The sequence below is a fragment of the Desulfovulcanus sp. genome, from assembly GCF_982781345.1.
This window is the reverse complement of sequence record NZ_CEYAEZ010000009.1, coordinates 1-25,748: the sequence shown is the minus strand read 5'-3', so window position 1 is coordinate 25,748 and position 25,748 is coordinate 1. Positions and strand designations below refer to the sequence as shown.

General features: G+C 45.0%; 22 protein-coding genes and 1 riboswitch. Of the genes, 10 read left to right on the top strand and 12 right to left on the bottom strand.

From position 1 onward, the window contains the following. Positions 1-329 precede the first annotated feature (329 nt). From AC3WVG_RS02635 to AC3WVG_RS02605, 7 genes are all read right to left on the bottom strand, one after another. Positions 330-995, bottom strand: a complete 666-nt coding sequence (locus tag AC3WVG_RS02635; RefSeq protein ID WP_488796629.1) for a Crp/Fnr family transcriptional regulator — start codon at positions 993-995, stop codon at positions 330-332. 83 nt (positions 996-1,078) lie between these two features. Further along, positions 1,079-1,462 carry a 6-carboxytetrahydropterin synthase QueD gene (queD, locus tag AC3WVG_RS02630; protein ID WP_488796628.1) on the bottom strand — a complete coding sequence of 128 codons (384 nt, stop codon included), beginning with the start codon at positions 1,460-1,462 and terminating at the stop codon, positions 1,079-1,081. Between the two features lie 92 nt (positions 1,463-1,554). Continuing rightward, the gene (gene queE, locus AC3WVG_RS02625) at positions 1,555-2,193 is read right to left on the bottom strand and encodes a 7-carboxy-7-deazaguanine synthase (RefSeq protein ID WP_488796627.1); all 639 of its coding nucleotides are present in this window, start codon (positions 2,191-2,193) and stop codon (positions 1,555-1,557) included. A gap of 1 nt (position 2,194) precedes the next feature. After that, positions 2,195-2,884, bottom strand: coding sequence for a 7-cyano-7-deazaguanine synthase QueC (gene queC, locus AC3WVG_RS02620; RefSeq protein ID WP_488796626.1), 690 nt, complete (start codon positions 2,882-2,884; stop codon positions 2,195-2,197). Between the two features lie 237 nt (positions 2,885-3,121). Then, on the bottom strand, positions 3,122-4,438 hold the full coding sequence (gene thiC, locus AC3WVG_RS02615) for a phosphomethylpyrimidine synthase ThiC (protein WP_488796625.1): 1,317 nt from the start codon (positions 4,436-4,438) through the stop codon (positions 3,122-3,124). 95 nt (positions 4,439-4,533) lie between these two features. After that, a riboswitch (cobalamin riboswitch) is annotated at positions 4,534-4,737 on the bottom strand. Positions 4,738-5,188: 451 nt separating this feature from the next. Further along, the gene (locus AC3WVG_RS02610) at positions 5,189-6,004 is read right to left on the bottom strand and encodes a CheR family methyltransferase (protein ID WP_488796624.1); all 816 of its coding nucleotides are present in this window, start codon (positions 6,002-6,004) and stop codon (positions 5,189-5,191) included. 86 nt (positions 6,005-6,090) lie between these two features. Then, positions 6,091-7,143, bottom strand: a complete 1,053-nt coding sequence (locus AC3WVG_RS02605; protein ID WP_488796623.1) for an elongator complex protein 3 — start codon at positions 7,141-7,143, stop codon at positions 6,091-6,093. A 259-nt stretch (positions 7,144-7,402) separates the two neighbouring features. Between AC3WVG_RS02605 and AC3WVG_RS02600 the strand changes: the two genes are divergently transcribed. Together AC3WVG_RS02600 and AC3WVG_RS02595 are read left to right on the top strand one after the other, a co-directional pair. Further along, the gene (locus AC3WVG_RS02600; protein ID WP_488796622.1) at positions 7,403-7,813 is read left to right on the top strand and encodes an HIT family protein; all 411 of its coding nucleotides are present in this window, start codon (positions 7,403-7,405) and stop codon (positions 7,811-7,813) included. A gap of 140 nt (positions 7,814-7,953) precedes the next feature. Next, complete coding sequence (locus AC3WVG_RS02595) at positions 7,954-8,244, top strand: integration host factor subunit alpha (RefSeq protein WP_488796621.1); 291 nt, start codon at positions 7,954-7,956, stop codon at positions 8,242-8,244. On the opposite strand, the gene AC3WVG_RS02590 is transcribed toward AC3WVG_RS02595, so the two are convergent. Beyond that, positions 8,231-8,959 carry a septal ring lytic transglycosylase RlpA family protein gene (locus AC3WVG_RS02590; RefSeq protein WP_488796620.1) on the bottom strand — a complete coding sequence of 243 codons (729 nt, stop codon included), beginning with the start codon at positions 8,957-8,959 and terminating at the stop codon, positions 8,231-8,233. The two genes, AC3WVG_RS02595 and AC3WVG_RS02590, sit on opposite strands and share 14 nt — an antisense overlap. A 456-nt stretch (positions 8,960-9,415) precedes the next feature. Between AC3WVG_RS02590 and AC3WVG_RS02585 the strand changes: the two genes are divergently transcribed. The 8 genes from AC3WVG_RS02585 to AC3WVG_RS02550 all read left to right on the top strand — a co-directional run bounded on the left by AC3WVG_RS02585 (position 9,416) and on the right by AC3WVG_RS02550 (position 20,257). Continuing rightward, positions 9,416-12,466, top strand: a complete 3,051-nt coding sequence (locus tag AC3WVG_RS02585) for an FAD-dependent oxidoreductase (protein ID WP_488796619.1) — start codon at positions 9,416-9,418, stop codon at positions 12,464-12,466. A 32-nt stretch (positions 12,467-12,498) separates the two neighbouring features. Next, a complete protein-coding gene (locus AC3WVG_RS02580; protein WP_252379798.1) occupies positions 12,499-12,936 on the top strand; it encodes a hydrogenase iron-sulfur subunit in 438 nt (145 codons plus the stop codon). Positions 12,937-12,981: 45 nt separating this feature from the next. Then, on the top strand, positions 12,982-13,914 hold the full coding sequence (locus AC3WVG_RS02575; protein ID WP_488796618.1) for an NADH-quinone oxidoreductase subunit B family protein: 933 nt from the start codon (positions 12,982-12,984) through the stop codon (positions 13,912-13,914). A gap of 14 nt (positions 13,915-13,928) precedes the next feature. Further along, on the top strand, positions 13,929-15,377 hold the full coding sequence (locus tag AC3WVG_RS02570; protein ID WP_488796617.1) for a Ni/Fe hydrogenase subunit alpha: 1,449 nt from the start codon (positions 13,929-13,931) through the stop codon (positions 15,375-15,377). A 209-nt stretch (positions 15,378-15,586) separates the two neighbouring features. After that, positions 15,587-16,081 carry a hydrogenase maturation protease gene (locus AC3WVG_RS02565; RefSeq protein WP_488796616.1) on the top strand — a complete coding sequence of 165 codons (495 nt, stop codon included), beginning with the start codon at positions 15,587-15,589 and terminating at the stop codon, positions 16,079-16,081. Between the two features lie 81 nt (positions 16,082-16,162). Then, positions 16,163-17,965: a translation elongation factor 4 gene (lepA, locus tag AC3WVG_RS02560; RefSeq protein ID WP_488796615.1), complete on the top strand. Its 1,803-nt coding sequence runs from the start codon at positions 16,163-16,165 to the stop codon at positions 17,963-17,965. Between the two features lie 10 nt (positions 17,966-17,975). Beyond that, positions 17,976-18,575, top strand: coding sequence for a signal peptidase I (gene lepB / locus AC3WVG_RS02555; RefSeq protein ID WP_252379793.1), 600 nt, complete (start codon positions 17,976-17,978; stop codon positions 18,573-18,575). A gap of 140 nt (positions 18,576-18,715) precedes the next feature. Continuing rightward, complete coding sequence (locus AC3WVG_RS02550; protein ID WP_488796614.1) at positions 18,716-20,257, top strand: YifB family Mg chelatase-like AAA ATPase; 1,542 nt, start codon at positions 18,716-18,718, stop codon at positions 20,255-20,257. A gap of 350 nt (positions 20,258-20,607) precedes the next feature. Here AC3WVG_RS02550 and pruA read toward each other — a convergent pair whose 3' ends face one another. The 4 genes from pruA to AC3WVG_RS02530 all read right to left on the bottom strand — a co-directional run. Beyond that, complete coding sequence (gene pruA / locus AC3WVG_RS02545; protein ID WP_488796613.1) at positions 20,608-23,607, bottom strand: L-glutamate gamma-semialdehyde dehydrogenase; 3,000 nt, start codon at positions 23,605-23,607, stop codon at positions 20,608-20,610. 102 nt (positions 23,608-23,709) lie between these two features. Next, complete coding sequence (locus tag AC3WVG_RS02540) at positions 23,710-24,234, bottom strand: Lrp/AsnC family transcriptional regulator (RefSeq protein WP_488796612.1); 525 nt, start codon at positions 24,232-24,234, stop codon at positions 23,710-23,712. Between the two features lie 360 nt (positions 24,235-24,594). Further along, positions 24,595-25,269 (bottom strand): ribulose-phosphate 3-epimerase, encoded by a 675-nt coding sequence (rpe, locus tag AC3WVG_RS02535; protein WP_488796611.1) that lies wholly within the window; start codon positions 25,267-25,269, stop codon positions 24,595-24,597. Positions 25,270-25,384: 115 nt separating this feature from the next. Next, the coding region (locus AC3WVG_RS02530; protein ID WP_488796610.1) for a hypothetical protein at positions 25,385-25,748 on the bottom strand (364 nt) is incomplete at its 5' end.

Here is a 25,748-nt window from a genome sequence, read left to right as displayed (position 1 = left end):
CTTATTTGGGGGGGCTTAGAGAAAGAGGGCGCAAGTTGCGGGGCAGATTTGAGAGAAATACGCCCTACAAAAATTAGTATGGAGTCACAAAAAATTTTGGCACCAGGGGTTGGGATTGTATTCTCAATTTGAGGGGACTGGCTTTTGTTGATAACCCCGATCTTGCTTTTTCCTGAGGATTCAGAGAGAACTTGCAAGCTATGGAAAGACCTGCTTTTTGTGCAGAGCAACTAGAGAAATGTCCGGTAAATGTTTAGCATAACCAAATTGGACAGCCTGTTTCAAATAGCCTGTGATATTTATTCAGCAGAGAAGCTCTTGGATGATCTTTAGAACCCTGAAGCAATTTCCTGCAACCTTTCAAAGTCCTTGATCAAAATAGTCCCACGGTTTAGTCTTTCTATAACGCCCGACTTCCGCAGATCATTTAATAAAACCGAAACTGTTTGACGGGTAGCTCCCACCACCAGAGCAATTTCTTCCGTAGTTAAGCCAAGTTCCAGTTTTATTCCCTGCTCTACCGGTATTCCTGTGTCTTTTGCAGCCTGGACTAAAAATTCCACCAGCCTTAAGTTAGTGTCTTTAAAGACCAGGCCATTAATTGTCGTAATTGAATTTTTCAGCAGGTCTCCCAATACTTTAACCATAGTCAGAGCAAAAGCAGGCATCTCGGTTATACTCTTTTGAAAGTTGCGGACATCCGTAACCAATATGGTCGTATCTTCCATGGCCTGTGTATACGCTCTGGTGTGTGTAGAATAGATATCTCCTGCCTCTAGAATGGCCAGGGTAAACTCCTTGTCCTCATAAGCCAGATAAACTCTAACCCTCCCAGACTTTACCAAAAATACCAGATTTTCTTCCTCCTCCGGTGAATAGAGGATTTCCTTTTTAGCCACGCGGCGTTCCCGAAACTTCTTCAAAAACTCAGCAGAATCTGTCGAACTAAGAACTTCCAACAAGTTGATGTCTGTTAGCCTCATCCTGGTTGGCAAGATCCTTTCTCCTTATTTATTGGGATTTAACGCCCATTTTTTTGTAAGTGAACCGACATCTAGCCAGCTAAGGAGGAGGGAGGTCATGACGATAAGGCTCCGGGATTATCGGTTTCTCCTTTATACACCGCGCCCGAGCTTGGTCCTTCCTGGACAATGACCTTAGCAAGATTTGGGAGATCAGATATCAGCCTTTGCCACAACCATTTGGCTATGACCTCGCATGTTGGATTTTCAAGGCCTGGTATTTCATTCAGATAGTGATGATCCAACTGCTCAATAACGGGTTTGCATATTTTTTTCAGGTCACCGAAGTCGATAACCCATCCGCGGTGCTCATCAACTGGTCCAGAAACATGGACCTCCACTCTAAATGTATGTCCGTGCAGACGACTGCACTTATGCCCTTCAGGCACGTTCGGCAGTCTATGAGCGGCATCAAAGGTAAATGTGACGAATATTTCCATCTATGTGCTATGTCTACAGTTTTATATGTTAGTGTTATGTTTTAAGCCTTGACTCATCCAAGGTCACCCAAACTTTAAAACTTAAAAGTATTTCAGGGTATTCCAAGAAATTTATGTGTTTGTAAACTGAGTTTCCACTGTGGATGATCCAAACAATACTTTATTGCCAGCCTGGTGTTTTGTTCAAGATCTTCTCCATCCATGGGTTGAAGATAAAAATGTTTAAAGTCCCACTCTTCAACATCTTGCGGGAGCAAGCCTTGCTGGGGGAAAACAAGTTTGAGTTCGTCTCCCTTTCTCACGACTACCCGAGAGCCAGCCTTAGGACTAACGCAGACCCAGTCAAGGTTTTCAGGCAAGGGCAGTGTCCCATTGGTCTCAATGGCAACTTTAAAGCCCTTCCTGTGCAAGCACTCAATAAGCTCCTCATCTAATTGCAGACAAGGTTCTCCCCCCGTGCAGACCACAAATGGTTTAGCCTTTGTGTTAGCAGACGGCCATTTTGAGCTAATTACATCCGCCAATTCGTGTGCGGTATCAAATTTCCCTCCGCCAGGACCACTTGTTCCAACAAAATCTGTGTCACAAAATTTACAAACAGCGTTTTCCCGATCCTGTTCTTGGCCCGTCCACAAATTACATCCCGCAAAACGGCAAAATACTGCGGGACGACCAGTATAATATCCTTCACCCTGGAGAGTGTAAAATATTTCTTTGACCAAATATGGCATCTTATTTTTTAAGGCTATATAATGTCGGGTCAGGGACTCCTGCCTCGGCAAACCCTTTCTTCCTTAGATAACAACTGTCACATCGACCACAGGCAAGACCGTGCTCGTCAGGATCATAACAGGAGTGGGTTAACGAGTAATCAACTCCGAGTTCCAATCCTTTTTTAATTATTTCGGCCTTGGTCAATTTAACAAGAGGAGTGTGGATCTGAAACTTGAATTTCCCTGTAACGGTCTCTTTTGTAGCCAAGTTGGCCATCTTCTCAAAGGCTTCGATAAATTCGGGTCTGCAGTCTGGATATCCTGAATAATCAACAGCGTTTACACCAATAAAAATATCAGCGGCACCAAGCACCTCTGCCCAGCCCAGTGCAAAAGAAAGAAATATCGTATTCCTGGCCGGAACATAGGTAATAGGGATCTCCGTAGTCTGCTCGGGATTTAGATCTTTGGGGACATCAATATCGTCGGTTAGGGCAGACCCACCAATCTTATTCAATGGGAGCTCCAGCACCAAATGCTGTTTAACCCCCATGCTTTCCGCTACTCTTTTTGCTGCCTTGATTTCCACATCATGCCGTTGGTGATAGTAAAAACTCAAGGCATACAGCTCAAACCCTTGTGATTTTGCAATGGCCAGGCATGTTGTTGAATCAAGGCCTCCAGAGAAAAGAACAACTGCTTTTTTCATTGACACTATCCTAATATAATCCATTTTTTATTTTTTTTAAAGCTTACAATCAACATATTCAACTATATTTATATTCTAGTGGTTTTCAAGTCTATTATCACCGCTTGCCCGAATTTTACTCTCCTTTGAAGTCCCATAGAGTCTGTGGCCAAACCCCATTTTGACTACCTGATTAAAAATAAAAAAATTATGAAAAGTTGTCCTCTGGGTAAGGTTCGGCCACAGACTCCATAGGCATCATGCCTTTGGACTTTTCTCAAGCACCTCTTTAAAAATTTTCGCTGAGGCCTTGTTGGCACAGAACTCTCCGCACATGGTACAAACTTTGGAATCACAGGAAGGAGAACGATCATCTCTAATCTTCTTCGCATCCTCTGGAAAGAGGGCATTTCTGAACTGTCCTTCCCAGTCAGAGTCTCGCCGCGCTTTGCTCATGGCAATATCTCGCTGACGTGTCTTTTCGGGATGTTTTCCCAAATCACCTATGTGGGCAGCCACACGTGCCACCTTAACCCCCTCAATTACATCCTGTTCATTGGGGAGAGCCAAATGTTCGGCAGGCGTAATATAACAGATCAAATCTGCACCGAATCGAGCAGACTGCGCTGCACCAATGGCTGCTACCACGTGATCGTAACCAGCACCGACATCGGTTGGTAGAGGTCCAAGCATGTAGTAAGGGGCATAATTACTCATGCGTTTCTGCAAAATGATATTGGCTTCTATCTCGTCCATGGGCACATGGCCGGGGCCCTCCACCATCATCTGACATCCCATACGTAACCCTTCTTCAGCCAGTTCGCAATTGATCAAGAGTTCCTGAATCATGGCCCGGTCAAATGAATCGCCAATAGAACCGGCACGAAGTCCATTACCCAGAGAGAGTACCACGTCATATTTCTTAAGAATTCCCACCACGCGATCAAACTTTTCATAGAGGGGATTTTCTTTCTTGTTTGCTTTCATCCACGCCACCATGGAGGCGCCGCCCTTGCTCACCAATCCGCCATAGCGGTATCCTTGTTTTTCCAGTCGTTCAAGCGTATAAAGATTGATGCCACAGTGGATTGCCATGAAACTTATGCCGTCCTCGCATTGGCGTTCGATAAGGTCGAAAAGCATCTCCTCGTCCAACCGGTTCGGATCACCGTATTTAGCGGTCGCTTCACAAAATGCCTGATAAAGAGGGACATTTCCGACAGGAATGTCCACGGCTGCAAGTATTTCTCTACGGATTTTATCCAAATCGCCGCCTACTGAGAGTTCCATCAAGGTATCCGCCCCGGCTTCTTGAGCCGCAATGGCTTTGCGCACTTCTGCGTCGATATCTACGATGTCCGTAGAGGTACCAATGGAGGCATTGATTTTGGTTGAGAGCCCCCTGCCAATTCCAACAACCTTAGACTTTCGGTTCTTGTTCAGCGGCACCACGATCTGGCCTTTGGCTATACGTTCACGGACCGAATCAACGGACAGGCCTTCTGTTGCTGCAATAGTTTCCATAACCTGTGTGACTGTTCCCTCTTTTGCATATTCTACCTGAGTACGTTCCATAGCTATATTATCCCTCCTTACTTAAGAGCATGTAATAAAACGAAAAAATCCCCAAGCCGATATTGATCAGCTTGGGGATTTACCATCTCCACCAAGTTTCTTAGAACCATTCGGCAGGTCTTCTGACTCGTGGATCAACCTACTCCCCGCGCCTTCCCGCGCCATTTCGTAATCACTTTTATATGGCACAGTGGCTAATTGCGGGTTTTGTCCCCACTCACAGCGGCGGGTCCGTGCCGGAATTTCACCGGCTTCCCTATTAAGCCCTTTCCATGGGCACCGAATGTCTTTATTTATAAATACTTTGCGCTACTACAAGTTGTCAAGGCGATTTTGGCCTATACAAGTTTACTTTATTATTCTATTTTTCGTGAACGATAAAATTCTATTAAGACCGCATTTGCCTTATAGAGTCTGTGGCCAAAGCCCATTTTGACTACTAGATTAGAAACCCTGGTTTCTTGAATGCATTGCAAAGGGCTGGGTAAGCCTTCTTGGCGAAGCTTGCGGATAAGCAGAGCATCGGGGTGACAAAGCTAAATATCTGGTACTGCATGCCATAACTATCGACAATAAAAAGAAAATTCGTTTATCCCAAATACCACATTATGCTCTGCCCGCAAGCAAGCTATAGATGGGTCCAGGCATTTGCTCCAGCATGAAAGAAACCAAGACTAGAATAAACCATGGAAATTAAGTTGATAAAAAGGTTCGGCTACAAGCTATATAAAATATTACAAATATGGTTTATCAACATTTCATATAAATGCCGAACCTCCTGGACCACAGCATAAACCCATGGGCCCCCTCTGGCAGGGATTCATGGCTTCCAAGCACCAGGCATCCCCCGGGATATATGCTGTCCCATATTCGCTCCCATGTCTCAAGCTGTAACCCGGTATCAAAATAGGTGAACACTAAATTGCGACACAGGACCAGGTGAAATGGACCTCCCGGGACCCTCGTTCTCACATCATGGCATAAAAATTTTACGTTGGCCTTGTATTCCGGACGTAGACAATAGATCCCTTTTTTTTGAACAAAGGCGATGTTCCGCCATGGATCAGGAAGTTCCTTCAGGCTGCTGGCCTGATAACAAGCCTGAGCAGCACGTTCAATCAACACTGCATCCAGGTCCGTAGCCAGGATCCGGACGGTAAGTCCGGGGAAAAGCGGCCTGAGGCTTAACTCCCACATCAATGCCAGGGTATACGGCTCCTCACCTGAAGCACAACCGGCACTCCACATCCGTAAAGTATCCTCGCCGCGAGCAAGCGTTTCCCGGGCAAGCTCAGGCAAGACCTCCTGTTCCAAAAATGCAAAGGTCATCTTGTCGCGGTAGAAGCGAGTGATCGTAACGCGGCATAACCCCTCCAGTATTGTCCACTCCTCTGGGTGACTTTCCAGATAGGCCCGGTAAGCAATAACCCCTTCCAATTGCAATTCCTCTATACGCCGCCGGATACGTTTGCAGACTTGCTTACGCACTTTACGGAAACCTGCCCAACGCATGCGCAATCGAGGTAACGCCCACTGCAGGAAATGCACCCATTCGCTTTCTTTCATTCCAGTTCCTCAGTTCTCCTCGCATGCCAACCACTCGACCTTTTAAAACACCAGCACATGCCGAATGCTAAAATCCTTTAGTGAAGTTATCCCCTTTTTACACCAAAAATTTGAAAATAATCCTTTTCCCAAGGTTCAACTTGACTTTTTTGAATCCCAAGTTTGGCCCAAACCTTTTTATTTATACCTTTATAACCCCAAAATTCACTTAAATACTTTTTAGGAACATATATCCGTTTTAATCTGGACCCAATCTTGGCCAACTCATACAATAATAGATGTCTGAGACCGATGCTTCTGCACATATTTCCCAAGGCCGGATGCCAAGGGCCAGCCAAAATATTTTTCATCAGACTTTTTTCCGGAGTCAAACCAAGACGAATAACCTGCACTTTAGCCCGCCAAAAAAACGGGAGACTTAAAGCTATTGCAGACACAGTCTCTGGTAAGCTCCACGGTCGATACTGACCTTTGGCCCACCACCTGGCCAAAAGAGTGGATTTGAGAACCAGACATGGATAGATGCGCACAACTTCCGGTTGCATCTCTATAGAAAAACGCACATCTTCAAACCAGCTCTTCAGTGTATGTCCAGGCAGCCCCGGCAAAAGTTGAATGCCCAGACTCAGGCCCGCTCTCGAAATCATTTCGCAAGCCGCAACTATATCTGCCCGACAGTAGCCCCGACCGCTTAATTCCAATACCTGATTATCAAAGCTTTGCACACCCAACTCAACCAAATCAACTCCATAGTCACCTAGCAAGCTTAAAATATCTTGGCTAATCATATCCGGCCTGGTTGAACAGCGAATATGGCTAATTATCCCTTTGTCTTTTAACTTTTTTGTCAATGATAAAAAATAAATCATTTTCTCTTTGGACAGGCCAGTAAATGTCCCGCCAAAAAACCCAAGGCCAATGGCTTCCTTTTTTTGGGCAAATCGGTCATTGAGCTCGTTCTCGATTTTTTCTCCAATGCTCTTGAAATCAAGACGATCCAACTCGCCGGTTTGCAGATTCTGGGCGCAATAAACACACCTGGTTTTACTGCACCCGGCAAAGGGAAGAAAAACTGGCCAAACAGCCATTTTCTTTTTTTGGGGTTCAGGATGATAAAATTTCAAACTAATAATTTTCATAAATGGAAATAGACAAAAAAAATAACGTGTTAGACTTGCAAAAAAAATACAGCTGAGGTAAAAGTCTTTTAAAGTCGTTATTAAGACAAAAAAATTCCATTTTTTATGCGCAAAAAGTCATATGTTGCCAATACTACATGTGTTAAGTTTTATAAATATTAAACGTTTTATTCTGAATTTTATACGCAAACTTAAAGTTTAAACTGTACAATAAACACATAACATTACAAAATTTAAAATATAACTCGGAGCAAAGAATATGGAAAACTGCATTTTTTGCCAGATTGTCCAAGGAAAAATTCCCTGTCAAAAAATCTATGAAAGCGAACATGTCCTGGCCTTTTTAGATATTGCCCCGGTCAACAAAGGGCATGCCCTGATAATCCCCAAAGGTCACTATCCTACTATTTTTGAACTACCTTTAGATTTAGGACAAGAACTCATTTTGGCCATGCAAAAAGTCGGAAAAGGGTTACTTACAGCATTGAATGCCTCTGGTCTAAATATAGGCATGAACAACTATGAAGCTGCTGGTCAATTGGTTCACCATGCTCACTGGCACCTCATTCCCCGATATAAAGATGATGGGCTAAAACTCTGGGCACAACATAAATACTCAGACGCCCAGGAGATGGAGCAGTACGCCCAAAAAATCAAAGCAAAAATTTAATTTTATTAAAATGAAAGCTGTGTAATATGTCAAAAAGGCAATGTTTAAAATGGCCTATAATAGTCGTTCAAAAATGCTCTAGTGCCCGGGTAAACCTTTAACCCTAAATTGCAACTTTAAACTTCCCCCGGAGGTAATATATGGGCAAAACATTAACCAAAGCTGACATCGTGGACAAAATTTATGAACACAGTGAACGAAACAGGGCCGAAGTCAAGGCCCAGGTGGAACATCTTTTGGACCTAATGAAAAAAGCCATTAAAAAAGACCATGCTCTACTTATCAGCGGATTTGGAAAATTTGAGGCCTATGACAAAAAACCTCGTAAAGGCAGAAATCCACAAACAAATGAAAGTATTACTTTGCCTGGACGCAAGGTAGTTGTATTTAGGCTTTCCAGAAAATTCAGGCAAGAACTTAATCCGCAATAATAAAGGCATTGGGGAACTTAAGCTCTAACCTGGTCTTGATCTTTTGGGCCTTGGCCAGGGTTTTGAAAATGCCAGCCTGGACACGCCAAAAGGTCCGGCCGCGGTGCTCAAATTTTTGTATCCTGGTGTGTACAAAACCTTTTTGACGCATTTTTCTCTGCAAGGCGATAGCATTTTCATAGATAGCAAAAGACCCAACCTGCACATAAAAAATGCCAGGGATTTCCGGCGACCAAGAGCCAAGTGACTCAACACGAACCCTTGCCGTTCCCGGGCCAACCACACCTAACCTCTTGGCCGCTGCATAAGATAGGTCAATTATCCTGTTTTTTACAAATGGACCGCGGTCATTTATACGCACAATCAAACTACGACCATTTTCCAGGTTGGTTACCTTGACCTTTGTATGCATGGGCAAAATTTTGTGTGCCGCTGTCAGCTCGTACATATTATATATCTCGCCGCTAGCAGTCCTCCGCCCATGAAACTTCGGTCCGTACCATGAGGCCACCCCTTCCTGAACAAACCCGTGCGCTAATTTTAAAGGTCTATACGTCTTACCATAAACAGTGTATGGCCTCTGGGTTCCTTTTTGGGAAGGAGGAGCATATATCTTACTGTTCCGCGAAGGGTAGTATACACTTTTTTGAGCACATCCATACACGCCCATAACCAGGACAATTAAACCAAACAAACATCCTGCCCATCCGCTCATCTTCCTTTTTTCTCCATTCATTTATAATTTAAATGCATAATAACCTTTAATCAATTAAAAACAAATAGCTGTCAGCAATCAAGGCAAAACTAAGGGAAAAAGTTAATGAGTTATCAAACCTTCTTGTTTGCAACTTACTTACCCCCTAAACGACATGAACTCAAGCCATCTTGTAAAAAATGAACATTGAAGACAAGCCAGCAGGAGAACAAAAACGGTCCCTTGCGTGTTACTATTTGCGAAAAAATAATATCACTTTTTCACAATTTCCATGCTCAGCTACTAGCATTTTTTTTAAACCTGAGCTATTGAATGTCTAAATAAAACTGAACAGCTTGTATTTGTTAATTAAATACATTATGTTTTTGGGTGGTATCTAAAAACGATACCTGAATTCTATTTAAACGGGCCGTTGTTCTTGCGACAAACAACTATAAAATGGCAAAGGGGGTTAATATGTCACAAGAAAAAGTAGGCGCAGTCATGGTTGTCGGCGGAGGTATTGCCGGCATTCAATCCGCTTTGGACTTGGCTGACGCCGGCTATTATGTCTATTTGGTGGAAAAGACAGCCGGTATTGGCGGTGTAATGTCCCAGTTGGACAAAACTTTTCCCACCAATGACTGTGCGATGTGAATTATCTCACCCAAGTTGGTTGAGTGCGGTCGGCACTTAAACATCGAGCTTCTAACTTTAAGCGAAGTACAAAAAATTGAGGGCAGCGAAGGCAATTTTACCGTTACTGTCAAACAAAAGCCACGCTATGTGGAGATGGATAAATGTATTGCCTGCGGCCTGTGTGCAGAAAAATGTCCCAAAAAAGTTCCTGACGAGTACAACGAGGGTTTGAGCGTCCGTAAGGCTGCCTACATCAAGTACGGCCAAACCGTTCCCCTCAAGTACGCCATTGATGGTGAAAATTGTATTTTTGTCCAGAAAGGCAAATGTCGGGCATGTGAAAAATTTTGTCCCACCGGTGCCATAGACTTTAACAAAGAGCACAAGGAAGAAATCATCCAGGTCAAAGTCGGTTCTGTAATTCTGGCCCCGGGATTTAAAGCCTTTGATCCTTCCCTTTTTGATCATTACGCCTACACACAATTTAAAGACGTGGTCACAGGTCTGGAGTACGAACGGTTGCTCTCAGCCAGTGGTCCATGCATGGGTCATCTGAAAAGGCCCTCAGATGGCAAAGAGCCGAAGAAAATTGCCTGGCTACAATGTGTTGGCTCCAGAAATATCAATAGATGCGATAACGGCTATTGTTCTTCTGTCTGCTGTATGTACGCCATTAAGCAGGCATTGGTTACAGCCGAGCATACCACTGGTGATGTTGACCAGGCCATTTTTTACATGGACATCCGTACTCACGGAAAAGAATTTGAACAATATTACGAACAGGCCAAACAAAAGGGCATCCGCTTTGTCCAAAGCAGAATCCATACTGTATATCCAAACCCTGAGGGCGGCGTCATCTTAGAGTATTTTGATGGTGAAAAAGGCGAAAGGGTCCTGGAGCCTTTTGATATGCTCGTCCTCTCTGTTGGCCTGGAAACAGATAAGAGCGCTATTGAACTGGCTAAAACTCTTGGTATAGAGCTCAATAAGTACAACTTTGCCAAGACTTCCAGTTTCAACCCGGTAGCCACCAATGTACCTGGAATCTATGCCAGCGGATGTTTCCAAAGCCCCAAGGATATTCCTCAATCCGTCACCGAAGCATCCTCAGCTGCTGCAGCCGCTTCTATCGCACTGAGCAATGTCAGAGGCGCCCTGGCCAAAGAACAAACATTCCCACCTGAAATAGATGTGGCTGGCCAAGAGGCCCGGATCGGCGTGTTTGTCTGTTCCTGCGGCATCAACATTGCCGGCACAGTAGATGTTAAGGAATTGACCGAATATGCCAAGACCCTGCCCAATGTGGTCTATGCAGAAAACAATCTCTTTACCTGCTCTCAGGATACCCAGGTCCTGATTGCGGAAAAAATCAAAGAGCACAACTTAAACAGGGTAGTAGTTGCAGCCTGCACTCCTAGAACCCATGAACCTCTGTTCAGGGAAACTTTGAAAAATGCAGGTCTTAATGAATATCTCTTTGAGATGGCCAATATTCGCAACCAGAACAGCTGGGTCCATTCGGGCGAGCCAGAAAAGGCAACTGAAAAGGCCAAAGATCAGGTGCGCATGGCCGTGGCCAAGGCTGCAATGCTTCAGCCTCTGGAACACCTCTCAGTCCAGGTCAACCAGACTGCTCTGGTAGTTGGTGGCGGAATTTCAGGCATGACCACTGCCCTGGGTCTTGCTGACCAGGGATACGAAACCATCCTGCTTGAAAAATCAGATAAACTGGGCGGAAATGCCTGGCAGTTAAGTCACACCTGGAAAGGCGAAGAAGTAAAACCTTTCCTGGAACAGCTCATTGCCAAAGTAGAAAATCACCCCAACATTAAAGTCCTTAAAAACGCCTCAATCAAGACCTGTAAAGGCGCTGTAGGTGATTTTGTAAGTGAAATCGAAGTGGATGGTGAGACCAAAGCTATCAAATATGGCGTGGCTGTGGTTTGCACCGGAGCCAAAGAATACAAGCCTAATGAATACCTTTATGGTCAGGATGACCGTGTCTTTACCCATCTTGAGTTTGAAGCAGAACTTAAAGAACACAAGCCAGCCCTGGAAAAGGCCAAGGGAGCTGTATTTATTCAGTGTGTTGGTTCCCGCGATTCAGAAAGGCCATATTGTAGCCGCCTTTGCTGTACCAACACCATGCAACATGCTCTGGAGTTGAAAGAAGCCAACCCAGATTTGCCCGTCTATGTCTTGTACAGAGATATTCGGACCTATGGAGAACGCGAAGACCTGTACAAGGAAGCCCGGGAAAAAGGAGTTATCTTTATCCGCTATTCCTTGGATAACAAGCCTAAGGTATTTAAAGACGGTGATGATCTAGTTGTTCAGGTTCAGGATCATGTCCTGAAGCAGGACGTGGAGATCAGGCCCGATTATTTAGTACTGGCCACAGCCATTGTGCCATACGATAATAAAGAACTGGTTGAACTGTATAAATGCAGTCTGAATAATGAGGGCTTTCTCCAGGAAGCTCATGCCAAGTTACGTCCGGTTGATTTAAGCGTGGACGGCATGTTTGTCGCTGGCCTGTGTCATTACCCCAAGCCTATCGACGAATCCATTGCTCAAGCCCAGGCTGCCGTGTCCAGGGCTACCACCATCTTATCCAAGTCGGTTATGCCCTTAGACTCCATCAAGTCATATGTCACAGAAAATTGTGATGGCTGCGCCCTGTGCGTGGACACCTGTCCTTATGGAGCCATAACTTTGGTTGACTATGAAAAAGATGGGCAGACCTTGCGCAAGATCGAAATAAACAAGGCACTTTGCAAGGGCTGTGGCGTTTGTGAAGCCACATGTCCCAAAAAAGGCGTGTTTGTTCACGGTTTTACCAATGAACAACTTAGAGCCCAGATATCTGCGGCCCTAGAAAACGTGTAACCTCAAAAAATCTAATATAAGGAGAAGTTTCCATGGCTGAAAACTTCGAACCTGTCATTGTTGGCTTTCTCTGTAACTGGTGTGCATACGCTGGTGCAGATCTGGCCGGAGTCTCCAGACTCCAATATCCACCCAATATGCGTGCTATCAGAGTCATGTGTTCAGGGATGGTTCATCCCAATCTAGTAGTCGAAGCCCTAGAAAAAGGCGCCGATGGCGTCATTCTCATGGGCTGACACCTGGGCGAATGTCATTACCTGGATGGTAATAACAAAGCTTTAGCCCGGGCCCAGGCCATCAAGTTGGTACTAGAAGACTTAGGAATAGATCCAGAACGCTTTGCGATTGAATGGGTTTCTTCTGCAGAAGCCCCAAGGTTTGCAGAAGTAGTAACTAAGTTTACGGAGAAGATAAAATCCCTTGGCCCCAATCCTTTAAAAAAGGCCCAGAAAGAAGCAGCTAATGCTTAAGTTGGATGGGAGAGAGGTCTCTCTCCCGTCTGTAAGGAGGTATATATGACCAAAGTTACTGTAGCTGAAGAATGGTTGAATGCCTGTTCCGGCTGCGAAATAGCCATTCTAAACATTGGAGATATCCTAGTTGATCTTCTGGTCAACAATATAGAGTTTGTCCATATTCCGGTCATCCTGGACAAAAAATATTATGGTCAAACCGGTGAAGAAACAGAGCTGAGCATTCCAGAGGCCGTGGTCGGTATTGTCTCGGGCAGTGTACGTAATGAAGAGCACAAAGAAGTGCTTTTGGAAATGCGTAAAAAATGTCAGATACTCGTTGCCCTGGGCACCTGTGCCACTAACGGCGGTATCCCGGCCTTAATTAATATGTACGATGAGGAAGAACTGAAAAAATTTGTCTATTGTGACTCTCCTACCACTGATTGTGCCGAGCCACCAACCGAACATATACCGCCCCTACTAGATAGATGTTACGCTCTGGATGAATTTGTGGATGTAGATATTTACCTGCCAGGCTGCCCTCCTCATCCCGATTGGATTGCTGCCGCAGTACTGGCATTGTTAGAGGGCAAAACAGAATTCAAAATGCCTGAGCGTTCAGTCTGTGACACTTGTCCTACTATTAAGGAAAGCAAAAAGGGCATGGACGACATTAAGAGAATGCTGGAAACTCCAGAATTTGATCCTGACAAGCCCATAGATGAAATGCGCTGCCTCTTGGAACAGGGTTTCATCTGTCTCGGCCCTGTGACCAAGGCCGGTTGCGGCGGCAAAGGCAAACCACCGCGTTGTTTGAGTACCAGAATGCCCTGCCGTGGTTGTTATGGACCAGTCCGTAAAGACTCAAAACCACTGATCGACTATATGGGCGCTTTGGCTTCGGTTGGTTTTGATCCCATGAAAATGCCTGATCGCCGTGGTTATCTGGCCCGCTTTGCTGGTGCGCACGGTGTTCTGAAAAAGATAGGTTAGGAGGAGAGTAAAATATGGGTAAAACATTAAATATAGCCCCCATCACCCGTATTGAAGGTCATGCCAGCGTGGCCATCCATCTGGATGATAATGGGAATGTTGCCGATGCCAAGCTGCATGTGCTGTCATTACGGGGATTTGAAAAATTTGTTGTTGGCCGGCCAGTGGAAGAGGTGCCAAGAATCGTCAATCGTATCTGCGGTATCTGTCCCTGGAACCACCATCTGGCTTCTAACAAGGCCGCTGATGCCTGTCTGGGCGTAGAGGTCCCTCCCGCAGGCAAAAAACTGCGCGAACTTTGCCAGATGCTGGCCTACATCCCCGATAAAATCTTGCATTTCTATTTTCTGGCTGCCCCTGATTTTGTCTTGGGCCCTGATGCTGATTACTCTGTGCGTAATGTTGTCGGTATTATTGGTGCCAACCCCGACCTTGCCAAAAAAGTCGTACACATGCGTTATAAGGCCCAAATGATGCTGGAAAAATTCGCCGGCAAGGTCATTCACCCCATTGCAGCAGTCGTGGGTGGATATTCCAAGCCCATGAGCGAAGAAGAACGCAAGGAACTCTTGGCCGGTGTTCAGGAATTAAAAGACTTTTCCGTATTTACCATTAAGTTCGCCCGTGAAGAGGTCTTCCCTAAATACCTGGATGCAGTAAAAATTCTTGGTGTCTTCCCCTCCGGCTACATTGGAACAGTAAGACCTTCTGACGGTGCTCTGGAGCTCTTTGACGGTGAACTCCGCCTCATGGACAAAGACGGCAATTTTGACCAATTCAAGTATGAGGAATATACTGAATATATTGCCGAGCATGTAGAACCCTGGAGTTATCTCAAATTCCCCTACATCAAAAAACAGGGTGGCATCAAGCTGGATGAAAATGATCCAGTAGGTGTTTACCGCTCCAATTGCCTGGCCAGGATCAATGTCTGCGACAAGATGGCCACACCTTTGGCCCAGGAAGAATTAGAAATCTTCCGCAAAGAATTTGGTCGTCCCTCTCACTTAACTCTGCTCTACCACTGGGCCAGACTCATTGAAATGGTTTATTGTTGTGAGCGGGCTGAAGAACTCTTGAATGATCCTGAGATTACCAGCCGGGAAATCAGGGCCAAAAACATCGAGCCCAAAGCTGGCGAAGGTGTCGGATGCGTGGAAGCCCCGCGGGGAACACTGATCCATCACTACAAAACAGATGAAAATGGCCTTGTTACTTTTGCCAACCTCATTGTGGGCACCACACACAACAATGCCCCAATGAACCTCTCCGTCAAGCAGGCTGCAAAAGCCCTGATCAAAGACGGAAAATACGACCAAGGAATCTTAAACAGGATCGAGATGGCCATTCGGGCCTATGACCCGTGAATGAGCTGTGCCACACACCGCCTGGATGGCGGCATCAATGTTGAGCTGAAAATCTTTGATTTTCAAGGAAACTGCGTGGAAACTATGCGCAAATAGATTAGACAGAAGCGAATAAATCCATTAAAAGAGCCGCTGTTACGTCTAGTACGTGATAGCGGCCTTTTTTTTAGGACTGATGATCGGGTGATGAGTTCCAGCTTAGCCCCGATACAAACTCCTAAAATTGATTAAATTTTAGTTAAAAGGACTAAATAAACTAAGGACTTTAGCCTCAGACCACGATATTTTTCAAGGGGAGAGCATACATGGATTGGTCCCAAATGTTTAACTCCAGAGTAGTCGTTTTTGGCTGCGGTAACACATTGTTTGGTGATGACGGACTGGGCCCGGCGGTAATCGAAGCACTGAAGCAGGAAAAGGATTTGCCAGATGATATAGCCCTTTTGGACGTGGGCACTTCTATCCGCCCTCTTCTTTTTGATCTGATTTTAAGCGACAAACATCCTCAAATGGTGATCATTGTTGACGCAACTACCCAAAGTGGGAGAAAACCAGGAGAAGTATTTGAAATAGACGTGGATGAGGTTGACCCCAAAAAACTGGCGGACTTCTCCATGCATCAATTCCCAACTACCAACCTGTTGAAGGAACTAAAAGAAGCCACTGATATAGATTTGCGTATTATTGTCGCTCAGACTGCTTATGTACCGGAGCAGATGGACGAAAAATTGAGCCCGGAAATAAAAGCTGCCGTTCCACAAATAGTGCAAAAAATAAAACAATTGATCAAAAAAACATAATTGTAGATTATAAAGATTGTGGAGGGGGTTAAAGGAGAAAGGCTAGCAAAGCATTTGGCCTTCTCTAAAAGACGTTAAAATATGACCAAGAAAGAAAACATTCGCAATTTCAGCATAATAGCCCATATTGATCACGGAAAATCTACTCTGGCTGACCGGATCATGGAAATAACAGGTCTTATCTCTGAACGGGAGAAAAAGGACCAGTATCTGGACAAAATGGATTTGGAACGTGAGCGGGGCATTACCATAAAAGCCCAAACCGTTCGCATTCCTTACAAAGCTCCGGACGGCACAGAGTATATTTTAAACTTGATTGACACGCCCGGACACGTGGATTTTTCCTATGAAGTCTCCAGAAGCCTGGCCGCGTGTGACGGTGCTCTTCTGGTCGTCGACGCTACACAAGGCGTAGAGGCTCAAACTCTGGCCAATGTCTATCTGGCCCTGGATCACGACCTGGAAATTATCCCCGTCTTAAACAAGATTGACCTTCCAAGTAGCGATCCGGACCGGGTAGCCCAAGAAATTGAAGAAGTCATAGGTCTTGACTGTACAGATATTTCCCTGGTCAGTGCCAAGACTGGTCAAGGGGTGCCAGAACTTTTACAAAAGCTGGTCGAGCTCATTCCTCCTCCAAAGGGAGAGAAGGATGCGTCCTTAAAAGCCCTGATTTTTGACTCCTGGTATGACTCATACCTTGGAGTTGTTGTCCTGTTTAGGATTCTGGAAGGAAGTATCAGGCTGAACCAGCCGATCATGATGTACTCCACCGGCAAAAAATACGAAGTCACCAAGCTGGGGGTATTTTCTCCGGAAGCGCAGGACATCGAAGAATTAGGACCAGGGGAAGTGGGTTTTTTATGTGCAGGCATAAAGGAACTCAAAGATGCTCGAGTGGGGGATACCATTACCTCTCCTGACCGGCCAACTGACAAGCCTTTTCCTGGATTTAAAAAAGTCAAACCCATGGTTTTTTGCGGTCTATACCCAGTGGAATCATCCGAATATGAAATATTGAAAAGTGCTTTGGAAAGACTGCAATTAAATGATGCCGCTCTACAGTTTGAACCTGAGACATCACAAGCCCTGGGTTTTGGCTTTAGATGCGGCTTTTTAGGCCTTCTGCATATGGAAATCATCCAGGAAAGATTAGAGCGCGAATTCAAGGCCAATCTTATCGCTACCGCTCCATCTGTTGTCTATAAAGTCGAAGAGGTAGATGGCCGGGTTTTCGAAATTGATAATCCGTCAAAACTGCCCCCGCCCGAAAAAATTGCCTCCATTTATGAACCCTTTGTCCGCCTGGAAATCCATGTACCAAACGAGTTTGTAGGCAATGTGCTAAAGTTATGTGAGGAAAAAAGGGGTATCCAGAAGGACCTTCGCTATCTCACGTCAACTCGGGTAATTATCACTTATGAGTTGCCTTTTGCTGAGATCGTTTTTGACTTTTTTGACCGTCTGAAATCTGTCACCAGGGGCTTTGCCTCGTTAGATTACGAGGTCATTGACTTTAGGCCATCCAACCTGGTGAAACTAGATATTCTTATAAATGGTGAGCCTGTTGATGCTATGTCATGTATTGTTCATCGCGACAACGCTTACCATAAGGGCCGAGCCTTGGCCCTGAGGTTAAAAAAAGTTATCCCCAGACAACTGTTTGAGGTGATTATCCAGGCAGCAATTGGCAATAAAATCATTGCCCGGGAAAGAATCGCACCCTTGCGCAAAAATGTTACTGCTAAATGTTATGGTGGTGATATTACGCGCAAAAGAAAACTGTTGGAAAAACAAAAAGAAGGAAAAAAACGCATGAAAAAAATGGGTAGCGTGGAAATCCCTCAAGAGGCTTTCCTGGCTGCCCTTAAAGTAGAGGAGTAAAGGATAAAATATGAACCCACGCTGGCAAAAAATACTTAAAGAATATGCTGAAGCCCTGATAGTGGCCTTGATCCTGGCCTTTTTTATCCGCTCATTTGTGGTCCAGGCCTTTAAGATTCCTTCCGGCTCAATGCTCCAAACATTACAGATTGGAGATCATCTCCTGGTAAACAGATTTATCTATGGGTTAAAAATACCCTTCACAGATACATATATCGTTAAATTTTCTGATCCTAAATTTCAGGATATCATCGTTTTTGAATTTCCTGAGGATCCATCCAAGGACTTTATTAAAAGGGTCATTGGCGTGCCCGGAGATGTCATTGAGATCAGAAACAAGGAAGTCTGGCGTAATGGACAAAAGCTAAATGAACCTTATGTCCAGCACACTGATCCACGCATCATTCCCCACCGGGACAACTTTGGCCCCATTAAAGTCCCGGAAGGGAAGTATTTTGTCATGGGCGATAACCGGGATGAGTCTTACGATTCCAGGTTCTGGGGTTTTGTGGACCGGGATAAAATTCTAGGCAAAGCCTGGATCATCTACTGGTCCTGGGCCGGATTTAAACACGTCCGCTGGGACCGTATTGGGCATTTGATTCACTAGCGCCTTCTAGTATCGAAGACAAAAGAAGTTAATAAAAGGGCGAGATTTCGGTTTACTCGCCCTTCTCCACACATATCCGCCCCCCTTTTTACCCTTTTTGCCCCTTTACCTTTTCTTGGATTAATGCATAGAAGAAAAAAATGTTTGCAAAAATCAGCACGGCATCCCTTCTAGGAATTGATGCCTTTAAAGTGGAACTGGAAGTAGATTATTCCCGCTCAGGCATTCCAGCTTTTACCTTGGTCGGTCTGGCTGAAGGAGCAGTAAAAGAAAGCAAGGAACGGGTCTTTTCTGCCTTAAAAAACAGTGGATTTAAACTCCCCCCTGCAAGGATTACAATCAACCTGGCCCCTGCCAACATGCGTAAAGAAGGGAGCAGCTTTGATTTGCCCCTGGCACTAGGGCTTTTAGCTGCTACTGGAGTAATCCCAGCCAAGAGCCTTGAAGGCTTGTTTATGGCTGGAGAATTATCCTTGACTGGTGAACTAAGGCCCATAACCGGCGCCCTGCCTCTTGCCCTTAAGGCCAGGCAGGAACAAGCCAAAGCAGTAATCTTGCCCAAGGACAATGCTAAAGAAGCCGCCGTTGTCAAAGGTCTTGCTGTCTATGGGCTGGAGAGTCTGGCCCAGACAATCCAACTCTTGTTAAACGAGCTTTCTCTGAGTCCTACTAAATTTGATCTGGACAGTCTGTGGCAGCAAAGGCAGAGTTTTTTTATGGACTTCGCCGAAGTCAAAGGCCAGGATCATGCAAAGCGGGCCATTGAAATTGCGGCCGCTGGCGGACATAACATCCTTTTTATGGGTCCTCCGGGCAGTGGCAAAACCATGCTCGCCCAGCGAATCCCCACGGTCCTACCGCCACTGACCTTTGAAGAAGCCCTGGAAGTGACCAAGATTTATAGTGTCTCTGGCCAGCTTCCCAAAAATCAGGCCATGATCGTTAACCGCTCATTCCGTTCTCCCCACCACACAATATCTGATGCCGGACTTATCGGTGGAGGTCATTATCCCCGGCCAGGGGAGGTCTCTCTGGCCCATCGAGGCGTACTTTTTTTAGATGAACTTCCTGAGTTTAAAAAACATGTTCTTGAGGTTCTACGCCAACCTTTAGAGGATGGACAGGTGACCATTGCCCGAGCAGCAATGTCTCTGGTCTATCCGGCGGATTTTATGCTTGTGGCGGCCATGAATCCCTGTCCCTGCGGCTACTTAGGAGATGACCAGCATCCGTGCACCTGCACTCCAACCCAGATTCAGCGTTACCATTCCCGCCTTTCCGGACCTTTGCTGGACCGCATCGACCTGCACATTGAAGTTCCAGCTGTACCTTACAAGGATCTTAAACTATCCAGGGGCTCAATGGATTCGGCTACCATGCGCAACAATATTCTTGACGCCCGGAAAATTCAGACCGACAGGTTTAAAGATCTGCCTTTTTTAACCAATAGCCAACTTTCTGGAAAGTGGCTAAATGAATTTTGTCAGTTAACAGAAAAGGAACATAATTTTCTGGAGGTTGCCGTAAATAAATTAGGGCTTTCAGCCCGCTCGTATACCCGGATATTACGCATCAGCCGATCCATTGCTGATCTGGCCGGGGAAAATAAGATAAACACTGCTCATCTCGCTGAGGCAATCAACTACCGTAGTCTGGACAGACAAGAACAGAGTTATTTTTGACCCTTTAAGAGTCTGTGGCCAAACCCCATTTTAACCGCTGATTGAAAATCTTGGTTTCTGAAATGCATTACTAACGGCTTGGGTAACCCAATCTTAGTGATGCTTGCGTAAAAAACAGAGCATCTGGATGAATGGGCTAACTATTTTACGATACTGACCATAACTCTCGATAATAAAAAGAATATTTGTTAGCCCAAAGTATCCCATTATGCTCTGTCCGCAAGCAAGTTTTGAGAACAGGTCCAAGTCTTTGTACCAGCATGAAAACAACCAAGACTGAAATAAACCTTGGAAATTAAGTTGATAAAAAGGTTCGGCCACAGGCTCTTAAACCAGTTCTATCTGCCTTTTTACTCAATCCAATCATCATCCTCTTCAATAGGTGTGAATCCTCGGCGCATGGTATTTTCTGTAACGCAACGGGGATCAAGAAATTGAATCAAATAATCAGGGCCGCCAGCTTTTGAGCCTACACCAGACATCTTAAACCCGCCAAAAGGCTGCCGCTCAACCAATGCGCCAGTAGTGCCTCGGTTAAGGTAAAGATTTCCCACCCTGAATTCTCGCCTGGCCTTCTCCAAATGTCTTGGACTACGGGAAAACACGCCACCGGTTAGAGCATACCGGGTAGAGTTGGCCCATTCAATGGCCTGATCAAAATCTTTGACCTTCATCACAGCAAGGACAGGTCCAAATATTTCTTCCTGAGCAATGCGATGTTCAGGAGTTATTCCTTCCACAATGGTTAAAGGCACATAGTAACCTTTATCAGGGATATCATCCCGGCAAACTAATACCTTGCCTTCTTTTTTGGCTAACTCAACATATTCCAGGATCTTTTTCTGAGCGGACTCATCCACAACAGGCCCCATATAGTTGGCCGGATCTTCAGCAGGTCCGATTTTAATGGATTTGGCTGCCTCCACCAGACGATGCACAAATTTATCATAGACTGCTTCCAGAACAATTACCCGTGAGCAGGCAGAGCATTTCTGCCCCTGATAGCCAAAAGCGGAATAGATGATCTCCAAAACAGCCTCGTCCAAGTCAGCATCGTCATCGACAATAATGGCATTTTTACCACCCATTTCCGCGATAACCTTTTTCACCTGCTCTTGTCCCGGCTGTACCACAGAGGCTTTATTAATGATACGTAACCCCACTTCCACGGACCCGGTAAAGGCAATCAAACTGACATCGGGATGTTCAACCAGATAATCACCAATGACCCTTCCCCTACCAGGCACAAAATTGAATACCCCTTCGGGAATACCAGCTTCCTTATAAATCTGGGCCAGAGTATATCCTACAACAGAAGACAATCCCGCCGGTTTATATAACACACAATTACCTGTAACTATAGCTGCTGAGGTCATGCCACAACTGATGGCCAGAGGAAAATTCCAGGGAGCAATCACAGCAGCAATACCTTTTGACTGGTAAAAGAGATGGTTTATTTCTCCCGGTGCCCTTCCCATTCTCCGAGGGGAGCCCAGGCGAATCATCTCCCGCGCATAGTATTCCAGGAAATCTATGGCCTCAGCCACATCTGCATGGGCCTGATCCCATTGTTTGCCTACCTCCAAGATCTGCCAGGCGGATAAGCGAAAAATATTTTTCCGCGCAATGTCAGCCGCCTTAAACAGATACTTGGCCCGTTCCTCAGCAGATAAATCTCGCCAGCCGGGCAGGGCCTGCTTGGCTGATGCAATGGCCCTATCAATCTCCTGTCTAGAGGCCTGGCAAACATATCCAATGACCTCATCCGGATTAGCCGGATTTACCGAAGGCAACTTATCTTCGGTAAAAACTTCTTCGTTGTTTATAATCAAGGGATACGTTTTACCCAATTCTTTGCGCACTGAAGCAATGGCTTTGGGAAAGGCCTCACGTTCAGATTCTTTGGTAAAGTCAACAAAAGAATGATTTTGAAAAGGTGGTACTTCCACCTTTGGCTTTGGCTTTGACTTTTTTCGGAGCTTTTCCTGGGCTGCCAACACTTCTGGATCTTCCAGCAAGCGGTCCATTTCCGCGCCTTCCACAAAACTCTGGCGCAAAAAGGATTCGTTGGCAGTGTTTTCCAGAAGACGACGAACCAGATAGGCCATACCAGGCAAAAGCTCTCCATAAGGAGCATAAAGCCTGACTCGTTTAGCCACATTTAAGAGTCCTTTGCGTACTGGCTCAGCCATGCCATATAAGACCTGAAACTCATACCGCTCTTCAGGGACACCCAAAGCAATGGCCATCTCCATTACAGCGGAGATGGAGCGGATATTGTGCGAGCCACAAGCAAAATAACAAACATCGTGATTTTCCAAAATTTTCAGAGCATGTCGCTCAAAGGCCGCATCAGTCTCAGGTTTTATAGTATAAACCGGAATGTCCCATCCCCTTTGCTTGGCAATAACTGTCTCATAATCCCAATAGGCCCCTTTAACTAACCTAATAGAAATGGGCAGCCTCTCTGACCTGGCCCATGTCAATAATTCTTCCAAATCTTGGTCCGTATCTTTGAGATAGGACTGCAAGACCACGGCCAGCTGATCAAAGTCACGAAATTCAGGATCACTGCGCAACCGCTTATATACTTCCAGGGTAATATCTTTAAATTTATACTGCTCCATATCAATGCACAGATGGGCTTGCATTGCCTTGGCCTTGGCCACAATAGGACGCAACCGTTCACAGATAGATTGGACAGAACCCTCAAAATCTGAAGGTCTGGCCTGGGAATAAAGTGCGGAAGGTTTTATAGATACATTAATTTTAGGGGCATAACCCCAATCCAGGTCGCCTCCGCCTAATCCTTTCCACTTTTTACTCTCTTTGGCCAAAATTTCCATCAGCTCCAGATAACTTTGCTGGTACTGGAGTCCCTCCTCCTCACTAACAGTAGCCTCTCCTAAAATATCTACAGTAAAGGCAAAATTATCTTTCCTAAGTTTTTTTAATGTCTTGGTGGCCTGTTTGGTATTCTCTCCAATAATGAACTGCTTGGCCATATTTTCGATATTGGCACGAATGGTCTTAGCCAAAACCTTTCCTGCCAAGCCCTTGCTCAACCCTGCCCCTTTGGCCCCCCATTTAAGCACCGGAGGGAGATCATGCTCATCAGCAGCAAAATATTCTTGTATGTGCCGGGTCAAAGATTCGGACCTGTTTAAATAGGGTAGAACATCCACAAAGCGAAACAACTGAACCTTAAAGTTCTCATTGCGCATGGCCCAATCCATGACCTTGCCAGTCCACCACCCCTTGTTAAAAATGGAGGGGGCTTCCCCGCTGATACTTTTGAAGAATTCCTTACCGCGCTCTCTGATTTTGGGATTGAGTGCTTTCTTGTCCATATCTCCCCCTTTTGGTTTTAATGAAGGTATACGGCGAAGTTAAAGAAATTCCATTATCTAAACCTTCTTTCCTGTGGTGCGGCAGGCAGGTTTTTCTATAACTTAGGATATACCTTCACTTTCATGGCAACTATCTTTTTTAGGCCCTTTTTTGCCCCCGACTCTAGCCACATCAACGCGATCCAAATCCAGGGCCAAAGTTTCCTTAATGTCATTTAAGACCAGAGTCGTCCGGGTATCTTTAACCCCGGGAATAGCACCAAACTTTCTCAAAAGTTCTGTCAAAGCATCTGTATCAGACACCCTGGCTTTTAAGAGATAGTTATATTCCCCAGCAGTAAAATATACTTCCTGAACTTCTGAAATCTTGGCCAGTTCATAACCAATCTCCACCGATCCGACCCGTTCCTCAGTCTTAACCATGATCAGCACAGTTAGAACCAATCCCAAGGCCTTGGGATTCAAACGCACTTCATATTTTTGGATAATTCCTTTACGCTCGAGCTTTCGCATCCGCTCCAAGATTCCTGAAGGAGCCATACCTACCCGTCGCGCAATTTCTGCGTTGGAAATTCGGGCATTTTTTTGGAGAATATTCAGTATTTTCTTGTCAATTTCATCAATCATTCTGTTACCTCTCTTTTTTATAAAATAAAATTCAAAAAAGAATAAAGTCAAGGATAATTTTTCTCCAATAACAAAAAAGCCCGCAAAAGCGGGCTATAACTTACAAAAACACTGTAAAACTACGGCTTCATAGCGCCGATTATTCTTACAAACGTCATAGTGAGCCATTTGATTATCTCTAGGCTAGGCAGGACAGATGACATCGGGCTGCAGGCTGCATCCCTGGCTAAAAATAAATCTTTTTAGCATCTTCAATATATTTCAACTAGTTATGCAGCCACTAAGACTGACTTTATGAGAATACAAAAAGTTCGTTTAAAAAAAAGATTGAATGAAAATTACCAACATTTAATCACCAACTTAGTTGCGCAAAGAATCAGCAGCTTCTAAAAATTGTTTATATCTCCTATCATAGGGTGGAAAGTTAAAAAAGGCTGACCCGGAAACAAAAACATTGGCACCGAGCCCAACCAACTGTCCAACATTCTCAGGGCTTACCCCTCCATCCACCTGGATAAAGGTATCAGCCTGCGCTTCTCTGATCATTTGGGCCAACCTTTCTATCTTTTTTAGCGTAAAAGGGATAAATTTTTGTCCCCCGAAGCCAGGATTCACACTCATAATCAAAATCATATCCAATTGGGGAATTAAATACTCCACACTGGATAGTGGGGTAGCAGGATTCAAAGCCACAGCACACTTTACCCCTCTTTTTGCAATTTCAGCCACTGTCCGCTCTAAGTGGATGGTGGCCTCAGCATGGACACATATAAGGTCCGCCCCAGCAGACACAAATTCATCTACATACCGCTCCGGCCTGTCTATCATCAGGTGTACATCAAAAAAAAGCTTGGACCTTGAGCGTAGTTTTTTTATCACCGGCGGGCCAAAGGTGATATTGGGCACAAAAAGGCCATCCATAATATCCCAATGGACCCACTTTACTCCTGCCTGCTCCAGGGCCACAAGCTCCTCTTCCAGACGACCAAAGTCGGCCGACAAAAGAGACGGGGAAATGATAATTTCTTTATCCATAACAGCCTATTACTCCTCCATAAAAAATGCATTGACCAAACACTCAATCCCGAAACTTTTCATGAAACAATTTTTGCCAATTATCAACCTTTAGAGCCTGTGAGCAAACCATGTTTTAACCGCAGAATGAAAGTCTTGGTTTCTTGAATGCATTGCGAAGGGCTGGGTAAGCCATCTTGGCGAACTCTGTCTTCCATGATTTCAGGGCTGCCCTTCGTACTCCTCTCCCCTTACAAATTCTCCTCCAAGGAAACCATATTTTTCTACAGTCAAAAACGGTCAGGTATCCACCTCTTGTCACATTTATCAATACTGCTCCATGTTTGCTCAGGCCTTTCTGAACGGCTGTCTTCAGGTCTTTATGCAATATTTTTAACTCAATAACTATTTTTTGAGCTATTTTTTTTAAAGTCTTCCTTAGCTCTCTGTATGGGCAAGATAACAAGCAGGTCTGTCCTTTTCCTTCCGGGTCATATTCA

Coding starts and splice junctions, on each gene's coding strand:
- queD (WP_488796628.1), bottom strand. CDS start 1,462: ATGGAAATATTCGTCACATTTACCTTTGATGCCGCTCATAGACTGCCG.
- queE (WP_488796627.1), bottom strand. CDS start 2,193: ATGCCATATTTGGTCAAAGAAATATTTTACACTCTCCAGGGTGAAGGA.
- queC (WP_488796626.1), bottom strand. CDS start 2,884: ATGAAAAAAGCAGTTGTTCTTTTCTCTGGAGGCCTTGATTCAACAACA.
- thiC (WP_488796625.1), bottom strand. CDS start 4,438: ATGGAACGTACTCAGGTAGAATATGCAAAAGAGGGAACAGTCACACAG.
- AC3WVG_RS02610 (WP_488796624.1), bottom strand. CDS start 6,004: ATGAAAGAAAGCGAATGGGTGCATTTCCTGCAGTGGGCGTTACCTCGA.
- AC3WVG_RS02605 (WP_488796623.1), bottom strand. CDS start 7,143: ATGAAAATTATTAGTTTGAAATTTTATCATCCTGAACCCCAAAAAAAG.
- AC3WVG_RS02600 (WP_488796622.1), top strand. CDS start 7,403: ATGGAAAACTGCATTTTTTGCCAGATTGTCCAAGGAAAAATTCCCTGT.
- AC3WVG_RS02595 (WP_488796621.1), top strand. CDS start 7,954: ATGGGCAAAACATTAACCAAAGCTGACATCGTGGACAAAATTTATGAA.
- AC3WVG_RS02590 (WP_488796620.1), bottom strand. CDS start 8,959: ATGAGCGGATGGGCAGGATGTTTGTTTGGTTTAATTGTCCTGGTTATG.
- AC3WVG_RS02575 (WP_488796618.1), top strand. CDS start 12,982: ATGACCAAAGTTACTGTAGCTGAAGAATGGTTGAATGCCTGTTCCGGC.
- AC3WVG_RS02565 (WP_488796616.1), top strand. CDS start 15,587: ATGGATTGGTCCCAAATGTTTAACTCCAGAGTAGTCGTTTTTGGCTGC.
- lepA (WP_488796615.1), top strand. CDS start 16,163: ATGACCAAGAAAGAAAACATTCGCAATTTCAGCATAATAGCCCATATT.
- lepB (WP_252379793.1), top strand. CDS start 17,976: ATGAACCCACGCTGGCAAAAAATACTTAAAGAATATGCTGAAGCCCTG.
- AC3WVG_RS02550 (WP_488796614.1), top strand. CDS start 18,716: ATGTTTGCAAAAATCAGCACGGCATCCCTTCTAGGAATTGATGCCTTT.
- pruA (WP_488796613.1), bottom strand. CDS start 23,607: ATGGACAAGAAAGCACTCAATCCCAAAATCAGAGAGCGCGGTAAGGAA.
- AC3WVG_RS02540 (WP_488796612.1), bottom strand. CDS start 24,234: ATGATTGATGAAATTGACAAGAAAATACTGAATATTCTCCAAAAAAAT.
- rpe (WP_488796611.1), bottom strand. CDS start 25,269: ATGGATAAAGAAATTATCATTTCCCCGTCTCTTTTGTCGGCCGACTTT.